The sequence below is a fragment of the Pseudomonas fluorescens genome, from assembly GCF_002837185.1.
GTDB classification, from domain to species: Bacteria; Pseudomonadota; Gammaproteobacteria; order Pseudomonadales; family Pseudomonadaceae; genus Aquipseudomonas; species Aquipseudomonas fluorescens_AM.
In genome coordinates this window covers 71235-84772 of the sequence record NZ_KZ478007.1, presented here as the reverse complement: position 1 = coordinate 84772, position 13538 = coordinate 71235, and the positions used below count along the sequence as shown (strand labels likewise).

Annotated in this window: 8 protein-coding genes and 1 other RNA gene; all 9 read right to left on the bottom strand. The window is 61.1% G+C overall.

All coding sequences use genetic code 11. The features are described from left to right. Nucleotides 1–185 precede the first annotated feature (185 nt). The 9 genes from CIB54_RS19670 to CIB54_RS19625 all read right to left on the bottom strand — a co-directional run bounded on the left by CIB54_RS19670 (nt 186) and on the right by CIB54_RS19625 (nt 13507). Nucleotides 186–776 carry a hypothetical protein gene (locus tag CIB54_RS19670; RefSeq protein ID WP_101220718.1) on the bottom strand — a complete coding sequence of 197 codons (591 nt, stop codon included), beginning with the start codon at nt 774–776 and terminating at the stop codon, nt 186–188. A gap of 1 nt (nt 777) precedes the next feature. Next, nucleotides 778–1824 carry an N-acetylmuramidase family protein gene (locus CIB54_RS19665; RefSeq protein WP_065949797.1) on the bottom strand — a complete coding sequence of 349 codons (1047 nt, stop codon included), beginning with the start codon at nt 1822–1824 and terminating at the stop codon, nt 778–780. A 157-nt stretch (nt 1825–1981) separates the two neighbouring features. Continuing rightward, complete coding sequence (locus tag CIB54_RS19660) at nt 1982–3943, bottom strand: P-loop NTPase family protein (RefSeq protein ID WP_101220717.1); 1962 nt, start codon at nt 3941–3943, stop codon at nt 1982–1984. 147 nt (nt 3944–4090) lie between these two features. Then, an RNA gene (gene ffs / locus CIB54_RS19655) (signal recognition particle sRNA small type) lies at nt 4091–4187 on the bottom strand. Nucleotides 4188–4455: 268 nt separating this feature from the next. Next, nucleotides 4456–5622 (bottom strand): zinc-binding metallopeptidase family protein, encoded by a 1167-nt coding sequence (locus CIB54_RS19645; protein WP_065949799.1) that lies wholly within the window; start codon nt 5620–5622, stop codon nt 4456–4458. A gap of 120 nt (nt 5623–5742) precedes the next feature. Next, on the bottom strand, nt 5743–8100 hold the full coding sequence (gene ligA / locus CIB54_RS19640; protein WP_065949800.1) for an NAD-dependent DNA ligase LigA: 2358 nt from the start codon (nt 8098–8100) through the stop codon (nt 5743–5745). 87 nt (nt 8101–8187) lie between these two features. Continuing rightward, on the bottom strand, nt 8188–9051 hold the full coding sequence (gene zipA, locus CIB54_RS19635; RefSeq protein ID WP_101220716.1) for a cell division protein ZipA: 864 nt from the start codon (nt 9049–9051) through the stop codon (nt 8188–8190). A 305-nt stretch (nt 9052–9356) separates the two neighbouring features. After that, nucleotides 9357–12845, bottom strand: coding sequence for a chromosome segregation protein SMC (smc, locus tag CIB54_RS19630; RefSeq protein ID WP_065949802.1), 3489 nt, complete (start codon nt 12843–12845; stop codon nt 9357–9359). 2 nt (nt 12846–12847) lie between these two features. Continuing rightward, on the bottom strand, nt 12848–13507 hold the full coding sequence (locus CIB54_RS19625) for a GntR family transcriptional regulator (RefSeq protein ID WP_065949803.1): 660 nt from the start codon (nt 13505–13507) through the stop codon (nt 12848–12850). Between the last annotated feature and the right edge of the window lie 31 nt (nt 13508–13538).

The window sequence follows — 13538 nt, the reverse complement described above, 5'->3', positions numbered from 1 at the left end:
GCGAGGTGCCGAGTGGTGGGGCAAGAGCCTTTTTGGTTACTTTTGGGGCTCTTTTCCAAAAGTGACCCGCTGTAAAAGCGGAACCGCCAGCCGCCGTTACCGCAGAAACGGATATGTACCCGGTCCAATCCAACATCCTGGTCGGCCCTGAGGCCGCCATCGAGGGCAAGCCCCTCCCACATTTTCTAGATCTTCGGTGCAGCCAGCCGTGCGTACTGGTCCTGGCTGATCCAGCCCGTGAACGAACGCTCGTCAGCATTGACAAATTCCACCTGCGCCCAGCCGTCCTTGAACGCCAGTACCCCCACCACATCATTTTTGACGATGTAGGGACGCTTTGTCGCTTTGGCGCCCGGCGTTTTCAACAGGTAGGCCTTTTGCGCCGATACCGTCACCAGGCCGATCCATTTTTTCCGCGCGGTCTGGCTCAACTCCAGGCCCGTGGCGATGTCCGGCATCAACACATTGATACAACCTGGATGCTGGCGACCTTGCTCCACGGTCAGGGTCACGCCGTCGGCCGAGGCCGCCACGCTGCCGGGATAAGCTGCATCGCGCCAGGTGGTCAGCGCTTGCGGCTTACCCTGCAGAAAGAAGCTGCACCCCCGCGTGACGCCCTCCCCCATCGCCTCCGAGTAGAACCCCTCGACCTGCTGCTGCGGTGTCACCGCCAGCATCAGCCCTTCGTACTTGCCCGACTGCAACGCGCCAGGCCCTGCAAACGCCGGCACCACGACGCATAACGACAACACACCCACCGCCAGAAAACGCATCATCTTATTTCTTCCCTTCCAGTACGTCGTAGGCCTGCTTCATCAGCACGTCGTAGTTGCCGTAGTCCTCACCGTTGTAGTTGCGGGCCATGGCGGTAAAGTCCTTGTTTTTCATGGCCGTCATCAACGCGGTATTTTTGCCGCAAAGGCTGAGATAGGCCTTGAGCTGATTGCCGGCATTGACCTTCAAGGACGCCACGAACTCAAACACGGTCTTGAATCCGCAAGACGCGAAATTGAACCCCATGATCTGAAACATCCCCCACGAGGCCGACAGCAACGCCGCTTCCTGATCCAGTGCAAACGCCGTGGCCATGGTTTCCCAGGCCTTGACCTGGTCCTTGTTGTTGGCCTGCCACTGCGGCCCGGCTTTCTTCTTGTAGATGTACGACAGCAGCGGGTGCGACTGGTCGTAAATGTGCTTGGTGTACTTGCGAAAATGATGGCCTTCGAACGCGATGATCGGCAACTTCGCCGGCCCGAAGCCCACCTTCCCGCCCGATTCGATAGTGGCGAACGCCTTGATGACATTCACCGAGATCCCGTTGCCCAACTGCTTGGCGGCGTTCTGAAAGTCAGTGTCGCTGAGCGTCATGCCGCCATCGCAAGTGGACTGCATCATCAACTGCCGGTTACGCCGTTCGGCCTCGATCACCGCACGCACCTGGTTCAGATAGACATTCACGGTGGCCTGCACCGCATCGGCATTGTTATTGCCGAAGGCGTTGAGAAAACTCGGAATGCGCATCGCCGGGAAGGCCGTCACCGGCACCTTCAATGCCTCTTCGATCAGGCTGTTGAAGGTACGACCGGTAGGATCGATCACGCCATCGGGATGGGCGTATTTGAGATGACGGAACTGGTACTGGCTGATGCACTGCACCAGTTGGCCGTCGCATTTGCCGTTTTCGGGCAAGGCGAAACCCAGCTTGGGAATGATCAGATTGAAGAGATACTGGATGCACTGAACATCGGCGGGCAAGTTGCGGGCTTTGCCGGGCGTGCCGACCGAGGCACTGATAAGACGAGGCAACCCTTGCAGGCTTTTCATGACAGACATCCTTGTGAGGTAAAGAAGCGATTGCGCTTCGATATCAAGTCCACGCCCTTGTCATACTCTGAAACAAGTGCCCGGCGGAAGCTAACAAGGTGCCTTGGGGTTGTCCAGAGAGGGTTTCGAAAGTTGTGAATCAGCCAGAGTAAATCACTCAGTAGCCATGCACATCGCGGGTCTTCTGGTACTGGTGGTAGTCGATCCACTCGACCACGTCGTAGGGAAGATAAAGCTGCACGGTGGCGCGGGAAATCGCGATGTACACCGCGCACAAGCGCTGATCGAACGCATAGGCATCCTGGAATTTCACAGTGGTGAGCAACTCGGGCGTGAGCAGGACACGCTCGAACTCCATGCCGCCGGCGTCTTGCGCCAACATCAACAAACAGCGCTCGCCCGGGTGACCGCTGAGCCTGTTCAACCGTGTCACGTCGGCCACATTGAAGCCTTTTTCCAGTTCCGCCTCGACCCACAGAAACGCGTCATCGAACCGGCACGCGTCGCGCACCTGCTGCCAGTCGGCCATATCGCTGAAAAACGAATGAGGCCCACGGTCGCTGTACTCGCTGCCATAGAATTCGGGTTTGAACAACGCGATGACGGTGTCCATGAAGTATTTGAGATCCTGCTGCGCTTCGCTGCTGGCAAACGCACAGGCACGGCGCTCTTCGCTCAGTTGCATGAGCCACTTCATGGTGTCCCAATAGGACGCGGTCAGCACCACGCAGCCTGGCGGCGGTACAAAGCCCTGGGGATACAGCTCGATACCGACGTCCGCATCCCGTGCGCCCTCGAAGAGCACCTTGCTTTTCTGCGAGTGCTGGCTGATCAAGGGATTGACCAGGCGCTCGACGTTGCGCCCGGAGCGTACGCTATAGCTCACATCCGTATGGCGAACCTCGCGCGCGCGCTTTACCAGTACACCGCTGGCCTGCTGATACTCGTCGCCCAGGGTGATCAGCACCTGGCGCCCGCGCTCGATGATTTGCAGCAAGGGCGCCGGAATGTCCTGGCTCTCATCAATCAACACATGGGTATAGCGCTCAGGCACCACACTGCCGGCGAGGCTGGCGCGCTTGACCATCAACAACGCTTCAAATCCGGTGTGAGCGCTCCAGGCCGGATTCGCCTCAAGGTAGGTCCATAACCGGCTGGAGTATTCGACAAGTACTTTGGCATCAACGCTGGACAGCGCTTGCTTGAAGTGCGGCAGATGCTTGGCCGACAGGCTGTAGTCCCGGGAGCCGCAGTAGTTTTCAAGCACCTTGAGGCAGACATCCAGCAGCGCCTGCCCTTGCAGATGACGAAAACCGAAGATGTTCAATTCCTGCGCCAGTGTCTGTTTGCTCGGGACGCGCCCTTGCGTAGCCAACGGCTGTGACCTTGGGCCATGTAACAAGACGTGCGCAAACCCGTGAAAGGTTTGCCCGGCCTTTCTCTCCCGCACGCCCACCATGCGCGCGCGCAGGGTTTGAAGCTTTGCTGGTGTACGTGCCAGCAACAAGGTCTTTTCGGGTCGCAGATGCTCCATCAGCGCCACCAGCAGGTGACTCTTGCCAATGCCGGCGTACCCTTGGACATGCAGGTCTTCGTTCAGGTTGGCGCGAAAGGTCCTGACCAGTTTGTCCTGCTCGGCGCTCAGCCAGCGCTCGCGATGCCTGGGCGTGACCATCTGCTGGCGGAAGGGATTGTTTGCCTTGAGGTGACGGACTTTGTACTCGACGTCCCATTGGCCGTCGGGCAATAAATAATCTCGCGCCAGGACTTCATCCGCCAACAGAAAACGCAACTTCAGGCTCTTGACCACATTGAGGCCGAAGTACAGCTTGCGCGGGTCAAACAACCGTTGTGCCTCCGACAGCAAGCTCACGGCAGCTGAATGCCTGCCCTGCGCCGCCCAGCCAATGAGCTTGGCCAACACTCTTTCAGCGCCCACTGCACTCAACTCGTGTTCCGGCATCTGCGCCAGATTCTGGATAACCAGCAGCGCTGCCAGCTCCGGCTCACTCAGGGTTTCCAGCGCACCTGCACCGTCAGAACCCAACAAACCCGCACAGGTTTCATCGGTGATCGGCAAGAACACGGGGCTGGATAAATCAAAATGTTCCGAGTGCATACAGCCTCATGGCCAGGGGAAAGACGCTTGGGAGTATGCCACCAGTCGTGGAAGGGTCTTCATGCACTGCGCAATAAGCGTCACAGATGACTGGCTGAATAATTGAGATTTTGGGGGGTATTACAGAAGGGAGCGTTATGGAGGCAACCCCACCAGCCACACCCCGGCACACAATGTTCCCGCTGTGGCTGCTGCCTTCCGGCTCTGACCAGGTTCACGGGTAATCGTTGCGGGGGGACCGATGGGGTCACCATAACGACGCTGGCCTCTCGGCAAGCGGGGCCATTGTACCGATCTCATCGGAAGTTACAACCGTAAAAAAATGAGAAGCTTCAAGTACTTGCCATGGCCCTCAACAATGACGCTATCCCAGCCACTCTGTAGGAGCGAGCTTGCTCGCGAAAAACGTCAACGATAACGCGTGCTTTCTGAATGAACGCGGTGCCTGTAAATTTTTCGCGAGCAAGCGTGCTCCTACAGACTGGTATCAGGGCTTGCCCTCGCACATTTCATCATTGTGCCTGCAGCACCTCATCGGCCCTGCCACCCTCTTCCTGGATGACCAGGTGGATAAAGTGCAGCTTGGCAATCACCGCCGGGGGCAGCACGAAGGGGTAGAAGTCCGGCTGGCCCATGCTGCGCGACAGTTCGTTGAGCATGCCGGCCAGTTCGATCCAGGCATTGACGAAGGAGAGGAACGCCGCCCCGCCAGGGTGTTCGGGGTCGTACAAGGTGCTCAGGGGAAACGGCTGGTAATCGAGGTCCATCTCCCGAGCGCTCATGCCAAACCCCAGGGCGGTGTCGACCGCATCCATCATGTGCAGGTAATGCGCCCAGGTCTCGGCCCAGTCTTCCCAGGGGTGCATGGTGGCATAGGCGCTGACGCAGGTTTGCTGCCAGTCCGGGCGTGGGCCGTTCTGGTAATGCTGGTCGAGCGCGTCGGCGTAACTGGCGCGTTCGTCGCCGAACAGGTTGCGAAACGGCTCGAGCCAGTGGCTGTTGGCGATCAGGCGATCCCAGTAATAATGGCCGACCTCATGGCGAAAGTGACCGAGCAAGGTGCGGTAGGGCTCATGCATCTGCACGCGAACCTTTTCACGATGGGCGTCGTCAGCTTCCTTGATATCGAGGGTGATCAGGCCGTTGGCGTGACCGGTAGTGGGCGCATTACCTTGCAGGTCGATGCCGACGAAGTCGAACGCCAGGCCGGTGTCTTCGTTGACGCTTTTGGGCACCACCTGCAGGCCCAGGCTGACCAGCTGGGCGACCAGTCGGCGCTTGGCGGTTTCCACCTTGCGCCAGCGCTCGGGATTTTCCGCGATGGACAAATCAGGGATGGTGCGGTTCAGGCTGCACGCCACGCACAGGGCCGAGGTGCTGTGCGCCGGGATCAGCCAGTTGCACGCCGCCGGGGTCTGGAGGTTGGCGCAGCGGCGAAAGGCGCCGGCGTCGAGGTTGGCGTCCATCAGCCAGGTGTCGGCCACGGGACCGGGTTGCAGTGAAGACAGGCGGCTTTGCTGCGGGTGGTAGCCCAGCAGCGCCGAGCAGGCCAGGCATTGGCTGTTGCGAAAGAACAAGGACTGGCCGCAGCGGCATTGCCATACCTTGCTGTTACGCGAGGATCCGGCCATGAACGGTGCGGCGATGCGCGTGCTGAGTTGCTCGAAGTAGCGGAACATGGCGATCTCTCCCAAGGGTGACTGAGACTAGATCATTTACCGCTCGGGATCGTTCCACTTTCCTGGAGAGGGGCTGCTTCGCAGCCCGGCGCGAGCTTGCTCCCTCGCCACAGGATGCAATCAGACCGCGATGTTGTGCTTGGCCAGGAAGGCGACGAAGGCCTCTTCGTCGAGCACTTTGAGCCCCAGTTCGCTGGCCTTGGCCAATTTGGAGCCGGCGCCCGGCCCGGCCACCACGCAGTGGGTCTTCGCCGAAACGGAACCGGCCACCTTGGCGCCCAGGCTTTCGAGTTTGTCCTTGGCCACATCGCGGCTCATCAACTCCAGGGAGCCGGTGAGCACCCAGGTATGCCCGGCTTCCGGCAGGCCTTCGACGACCTTTTTCTCGCTCTGCCAGTGCATGCCGAAGTCCTTGAGCTGCTGCTCGATGGCCAGGGCGCGGTGGGCGTTGTCCTCGCTATCAAAAAAGTCGCGCACGGCCTTGGCCTGTTTCTCGGGCAGGGCCTGGCGCATGTCCAGCCAGTCGGCCTTGATCACGCCTTCGAGGCTGCCGAACTTGTCCGCCAGTTTCTGCGCCGCGCCCGGTCCCACGGAGGGCACGTGCAGCTTGTCGAGCAGGCCGCCCAGGGTGGTGCTGGCGGCGAACTCGGCACTCAGGTCGCCCTGCTCCTGCAATTGCAGGGCGCACTCATCGGGCGACAGCAGCGCGCCAATCACCTCCTGGTTATGGCTGTCTTCAAAGAAGCTATGGATCTCGTGCGCCACTTCCAGGCCTACGTCCGGCAAGTACGTCAGCACTTCCGGCAGAGCCTTCTGCACCCGTTCCAGGGAAGCCAGGGAGCGCGCCAGCACCTTGGCGGTCTCCTCGCCCACATCGGGAATGCCCAGGGCGTAGATAAACCGCGCCAGGGTCGGCGTCTTGCTGTTTTCGATGGCGGCGATCAGCTTTTTGCTGGAAATATCGGCAAAGCCTTCCAGGTCGATGATCTGCTCGTACTTGAGTTTGTAGAGGTCGGCCGGCGAGCCGATGAGTTTTTCATCCACCAGTTGCTCGATGGTTTTGTCGCCCAGGCCGTCGATGTCCATGGCACGGCGCGAGACGAAATGAATGATCGCCTGCTTGAGCTGCGCGCCACAGGCCAGGCGCCCGACGCAGCGGTACACCGCGCCGTCGCTGACGGTTTCCTTGCCCTTGCTGCGCTTGACCAGTTGCGTGCGCTCTACGTGGGAACCGCACACCGGGCAACTTTCAGGGATCTGCACCGCGCGCGCGTGCTCCGGGCGACGCTCGGTGACCACCGACACCACCTGCGGGATCACGTCCCCAGCGCGGCGGATGATCACCGTATCGCCGATCATCAGGCCCAGGCGCGCCACTTCGTCCATGTTGTGCAGGGTGGCGTTGGACACGGTCACGCCGGCAACCTTGACCGGTTTCAAACGCGCCACGGGCGTGACGGCGCCGGTGCGGCCGACCTGGAATTCCACGTCGAGCAACTCGGTCAGTTCTTCCATGGCCGGGAATTTATGCGCAATGGCCCAGCGCGGCTCGCGGGCGCGGAAGCCCAGCTCCCGCTGGGCCGCGATGCTGTTGACCTTGAATACCACCCCGTCGATCTCGTACGACAGGCTGTTGCGCCGTTCACCGATGTCGCGGTAGTAGTCCAGGCATTCCTGAATGCCCTTGGCCAGTTTCAGTTCATGACTGATCGGCATGCCCCACTTCTGCAACTGCTTCAGGTTGCCGATATGAGTGTCACTGATATCCGTCGTCACCTGGCCGATGCCATAGCAGCAGAATTCCAACGGACGACTGGCGGTGATCTTCGAATCCAGTTGGCGCAGGCTGCCGGCCGCCGCGTTGCGCGGGTTGGCGAAGGTCTTGCCGCCGACCTCCAGTTGCGAGGCGTTCAGGCGCTCGAAACCGGCCTTGGACATGAACACTTCACCGCGCACTTCCAGGGTGGCCGGCCAACCGCTGCCGTGCAGCTTCAACGGAATGTTGCGCACGGTGCGCACATTGACGCTGATGTCTTCGCCGGTGGTTCCGTCGCCGCGAGTGGCGCCGCGCACCAGTTCGCCGTCCTGATACAACAGGCTGACCGCCAGGCCATCCAGCTTTGGCTCGCAACTGTATTCGACGCTGGCGAACAGGTCGCCGGCCGGCAGATCCAGGCCCTCGGTCACCCGGCGGTCGAATTCCAGCATGGTCGCTTCATCGAAAGCGTTGCCGAGGCTGAGCATGGGGATTTCATGCCGGACTTGAGTAAACGCCGACAGCGCCGCGCTGCCGACCCGCTGTGTCGGCGAATCACGCGTCACCAGCTCCGGATGCTCGGCTTCCAGCGCCTTGAGCTCATGGAACAACCGGTCGTACTCGGCATCCGGAATGCTCGGCTCGTCGAGGACGTGATAACGGTAGTTGTGCTGATCCAGTTCAGCGCGCAGTTCGAGGATGCGGGTATGGGCGGCGGTCATGGGTGTTCTCTCATAAAGCAAAAGAGCAGCCGAAGCTGCTCAATATGTTAGTGCGCTTATTCTACTGACAACGCCGAGGCGCAATCCTCAGCGTTTCTGTGTCAGGGCGCGACGCTCGAACTCGACGATGCGCTGACGGTAATGCTCGATGGTCTGGGCGGTGAGGACGCTGCGTTGGTCGTCCTTGAGCTCGCCGTTGAGTTCCTGGGACAGCTTGCGGGCCGCGGCCACCATCACGTCGAACGCTTGCTTGGGGTGACGCGGGCCTGGCAGACCGAGGAAGAAACTGACCGCCGGGGTGCTGAACAGGTCGATGTCGTCCAGGTCGAACGTGCCGGGCTTGACCGCGTTGGCCATGGAGAACAGTACTTCGCCGTTGCCGGCCATGCTTTCGTGACGGTGGAAAATATCCATCTCGCCAAAGCGCAGGCCGCTCTCAAGGATGTTCTGCAACAGGGCCGGGCCTTTGAAGCCACCGGCATCGCGGCAGATCACACTGATCACCAATACCTCTTCGGCAGCCGGCTGATCGTTGACCGATTGGCGCGACGGTGCCTTGCCGCTGTTTTCATCCGGGAAATCATCGTCGCGGCTGCTGAAGCTCGGGCCTTCATCGACATCCAGGTTCAGGTCGCCCTGATGCGGCTCGGCCACGCCGGCACTGCCGCGCTTGCCACGCTTGGACGACGACTCCCGGGCTTCACGCACCGGCGCGCTCATCGACGGCAAGTCGTGCTCGTCCAGCTGCGGTTCCTTGTGGGTATCCAGCACACGGGGCGGCCCCAGCAGCTCGGCGCTGCCGTCGTCGTCAGGCAGGTTGGACAGGTTTCGGTCCAAGCGGAATTTAAGCTTGCCCTTGCCACCGCGCATACGGCGCCAGCCATCAAAAAGAATACCGGCAATGACAATGATGCCGATGACGATCAGCCACTCGCGCAGACCGATTTCCATGTAATCCCGTGCCTCTAATAAAAAATGCTGAAAAATAAGGGGTTTAGCACCGTGCAAACCGCTTTAAAACGTGGCGCCAACTCTATGTTCTGACTGACGTTTTGCCCACGCGTACGAAAAATTGACATTAAATTAGCACAGTTGGCGAGAGATGTATCGGATTGGCACTTTCGTTCGCCAGTACCTTCTTCTTACGCCGGGGGTGACTGTGAGCTACGAGCTTCAAGCTTCAAGCTTCAAGCTATAAGCCGCAAGCTCAAGCCAACTCACTTGCAGCTTGCCGCTTGCAACTTGGCGCTACGCCGCTAGGCGTCCACCATCTTCATCGCTTCTTCCACATCCACCGCCACCAAACGCGAACAGCCCGGCTCATGCATCGTCACGCCCATCAATTGATCGGCCATTTCCATGGCGATCTTGTTGTGGGTGATATAGATGAACTGCACGGTCTGGGACATCTCCTTGACCAGCCGAGCGTAGCGTCCAACGTTAGCGTCATCCAGCGGTGCATCGACTTCGTCGAGCATGCAGAACGGCGCCGGGTTCAGTTTGAAGATGGCAAATACCAGTGCCAGGGCCGTCAGCGCCTTCTCGCCGCCGGACAACAAATGGATGGTGCTGTTCTTCTTGCCCGGAGGCCGCGCCATGATCGTTACCCCTGTATCGAGTAGATCTTCGCCTGTCAGTTCCAAGTAGGCACTGCCACCACCGAAAACTTTTGGGAATAACGCCTGTAAACCGCCATTAATCTGATCAAAGGTATCCTTGAAGCGGTTGCGGGTTTCCTTGTCGATCTTGCGAATCACGTTTTCCAGCGTATCCAGCGCTTCGACCAGGTCGGCGTTCTGGGCGTCCAGATAACGTTTGCGCTCGGACTGCTGCTGGTACTCATCGATGGCCGCGAGGTTGATCGCACCGAGTCGCTGGATACGCGCGGCAATGCGCTCAAGTTCTTCTTCGGCGTCTTTTTCGTTGGCCTGTGCGGTCAGCGTGTCGAGTACGCCGTGCAGGTCGTAACCGTCTTCGAGCAACTGGTCCTGCAAGGTCTTGCGGCGCACGGTCAGGGCTTGCCACTCCATGCGCTGCTGTTCGAGCTGACCGCGAATCAGCTGGGATTGCTGTTCGGCGGTGGTGCGGCGTTTTTCGGCGTCGCGCAGTTCGCGGTCGGCGTCCTCCAGGGCGATCTGCGCGGTCTTGAGCTCTTCGTCGACGGTCATGCGCTTATCGAGCAACTCTTCAAGCTTGAGGCGCAGCTCTTCCAGGGGCGCTTCGCCCTCCTCCAGGTTGAGGCTCAACTGCTCGCGCTTTTCGGTGAGGCGTTCGGACTGCATCTCCAGGCGCTCAAGGGCCTGGGCCGTGGAGGTGTGCTGGGCGCGCAGCGAGCCGAGGCGCACCGCCAGTTGGTGCGCGTGGTCTTTGTGCTGGCGGGCCTCCTGGCGCACGCGGTCGAGGCGTTCGCGCAGGCTGTCGCGCTGGGCCAGCAGCAGTTCGCGCTGCTCGGTGTCCAGGGCCATGCTGTCGAGGGCTTCCTGCAACAGCAGGCGCGCTTCGCCGATCTGTTCGTGCTCCAGGGCGCGCTGCTCGCCCATTTCGGCAACTTCTTCGTCAAGGCGGGTGCGGCGCAGGGTCAGTTGCTCGACCTTGGCCTTGCTCGCCGACAGTTGCGCTTTCAATTCGCCTTGCTGACGCGCTTCGTCCTGTAACAGGCGGCGCAGGTGTTCGCGGCCGGTCTCTTGCTGGCGCTGGGTGGCGCGCAGGGTTTGCAGTTCGGTTTCCAGGCTTTCCAGCGTCGCCTCGCGCTCTTCGCGCTCGGCGCTCAGGTTGACGATCTCCTGGCCACGGGCCAATACACCGCTTTCGGCCTCACTGGCACGGCGTACGCGCAGGAAGTGGCGGCCGACCCAATAGCCGTCGCGACTGATCAAGCTTTCGCCGGCCGCCAATTGGCCGCGTTGGGCCAGGGCTTGCTCAAGTGACTCGACCGGCTTGACCTGGCCCAGCCACGGCGACAGGTCAATCGCCGCCTCGACCTTGTCCAGCAGGCTGCCCGGCACGCGCGCGCCATCGGCTGCAGGGCTGAGCAGGCGCAGGTCGCCCTGGGTGAAACCCGCAAGGTCGAAGCCGCCAAAATCATCCACCAGCACGGCTTGCAGGTCGGCGCCCAGTACGGTTTCCACCGCCAGTTCCCAACCGGCCTCGACCTTCAAGCCTTCGGCCAGACGCGGACGCTCGGCCAGGTGCTGGTCGCGCAGCCATTCGGCGGTGCCGGTGCCAGGGTCCAGCGCGGCCTGCTGCAAGGCTTCCAATGAGGCCAGTCGCCCGTTGAGCCGCTGCAGGTCACCTTGGGCCTGTTGCTGCGCCTGGGTCGCCGTTTGCAATTGCTGACGCAGTTGCTCCAGGCGTTCCACTTGCTGCGCTTCGCTGGCCTCGAGCTCTTCGAGGGTCATCTCGCTTTCGGCCAGCTGTTCGCTCAACTGCATGATCGCCGCGTCTTCCGGGTCGGCGGCGAGTAACACGCGCTCTTCCTGCAGGCGGCGCTGGCGTTCAGCCAGGCGCTCCATGCTGGTTTCCAGTTGCTGGATACGCGATTGCTGCACCTCGGCCTGGCGCCGCGGTTCGGCGGATGTGAGGTTGAACGTGTCCCACTGCTCCTGCCAGCCGTGCATGCCGGTTTCGGCGTCTTCCAGGGCGGCGGCCGCTTCTTCGGCGGCGGCGTTGGTGATGTCCTGCTCGGGGGTGAGCATGTCCAGCTCTTCGCCCAGGGTCAGCAGCAAGGTACGGTCGTGGCCCAGGTGCGATTCGGTCTCCAGGCGCGCGCGCTCGGCTTCCTTCAGATCGTCCTGCAGCTGGCGCAGGCGTTGCTGGCCGTGCTGGATACTCTGTTCGACGCGGGCAATGTCGCCGCCCACCGAATAGAAGCGGCCCTGCACCAGATTGAAGCGCTCGGACAGCTCATGGTGCCCGTCCCGCAGGCGTTCGATGCTGGCGTCGGCGTTGCGCTGCTCGGCCACCAGTGCTTCAAAGCTGACTTCCTGGGTGCCGATGATCGCTTCACGCTGGCCGACCTGGTCGTTCAGCGCCTGCCAGCGCAGGGCCGACAGTTGTGCCTTGAGCTGGCGCTCTTCGGCCTTGTATTCCTGATACTTCTCGGCGGCCTGGGCCTGGCGGTGCAGGCGCTCCAACTGGCGCTCCAGCTCTTCGCGCAGGTCGGTCAGGCGGGCGAGGTTTTCATGGGTGCGGCGAATGCGGTTTTCGGTCTCGCGGCGGCGCTCCTTGTACTTGGAGATGCCGGCCGCTTCCTCGATAAAGTTGCGCAGGTCTTCGGGCTTGGCTTCGATCAGCTTGGAGATCATGCCCTGCTCGATGATCGAATAGCTGCGCGGGCCTAAGCCGGTGCCGAGGAAGATATCGGTGATGTCGCGTCGACGGCATTTGGTGCCGTTGAGAAAATAACTGTTCTGGCTGTCGCGCGTGACCTTACGGCGAATGGAGATTTCCGCGTAGGCCGCGTATTCGCCGACCAGGGTGCCGTCGGAGTTGTCGAACACCAGTTCGATACTGGCCTGGCTCACCGGTTTGCGGCTGGTGGAGCCGTTGAAGATGACGTCGGTCATCGACTCGCCGCGCAGGTTTTTCGCCGAGCTCTCGCCCATCACCCAGCGCACGGCGTCGATGATGTTCGACTTGCCGCAGCCATTGGGCCCGACCACCGCCGCCATGTTACTGGGGAAGTTCACCGTGGTCGGGTCGACGAAGGATTTGAACCCCGCCAGTTTGATGCACTTGAGCCGCACGTTTAGGCGTCCGCCAACGCGGCGATGACCAGCGAGCTGCTGCGCTGGCAGTAGGCCGACAGCACCCTTCGGATCTGCGCCAGGTCGCGGGCCATTACGGCAGCGAGCAGTTGTTCGAACAGCGCGAGGTACTCGCTCATTTCCGCCTTGCGCTGGTCAAGGGCCAGGTAATAGGCGCGGTTCATCGCCGGCTGCAGGTTCTCGACGGTTTCCTGCAGGTACGGGTTGTTCGCGAAGGGATACGCGGCGCGCATCACATTGAAGCTTTCTTCGACAAAGGCGCGGATGTCCTGGCGCTCGTAGCTGGCCATCAGGCGCTGCTGGATTTGCAGGAATGGCGCCATGTCGGCCTGGGTCTGCCAGCCCTCGGCCACTGCATTGCCGAGCAGGATGTACATCTCGCCCATCAACGTGCACAGGCTCTGCACCTTGTGTGCGGTGAGTTCGGTGACGTGAGCGCCACGGCGCGGCAGGATCGCGATCAGGTGCCGGCGTTCGAGGATCAGCAGGGCTTCGCGCACGGAACCACGGCTGACATTCAGCGCCAGTGTGACCTTCTGTTCCTGGATCCGCTCCCCAGGCTTGAGATCGCCGCGAATGATACGTTCGGCGAGGTGGTGAGCGATTTGCTCGGCGAGACTGTCCGGCGCCTTGAACGTCATGTTTTCCCTTCAAAATCTTCTATCGGTACAA

Coding starts and splice junctions, on each gene's coding strand:
- ligA (WP_065949800.1), bottom strand. CDS start 8,100: ATGACCGCCGCCCATACCCGCATCCTCGAACTGCGCGCTGAACTGGAT.
- CIB54_RS19625 (WP_065949803.1), bottom strand. CDS start 13,507: ATGACGTTCAAGGCGCCGGACAGTCTCGCCGAGCAAATCGCTCACCAC.
- zipA (WP_101220716.1), bottom strand. CDS start 9,051: ATGGAAATCGGTCTGCGCGAGTGGCTGATCGTCATCGGCATCATTGTC.
- CIB54_RS19645 (WP_065949799.1), bottom strand. CDS start 5,622: ATGTTCCGCTACTTCGAGCAACTCAGCACGCGCATCGCCGCACCGTTC.
- CIB54_RS19660 (WP_101220717.1), bottom strand. CDS start 3,943: ATGCACTCGGAACATTTTGATTTATCCAGCCCCGTGTTCTTGCCGATC.
- CIB54_RS19670 (WP_101220718.1), bottom strand. CDS start 776: ATGATGCGTTTTCTGGCGGTGGGTGTGTTGTCGTTATGCGTCGTGGTG.
- CIB54_RS19665 (WP_065949797.1), bottom strand. CDS start 1,824: ATGAAAAGCCTGCAAGGGTTGCCTCGTCTTATCAGTGCCTCGGTCGGC.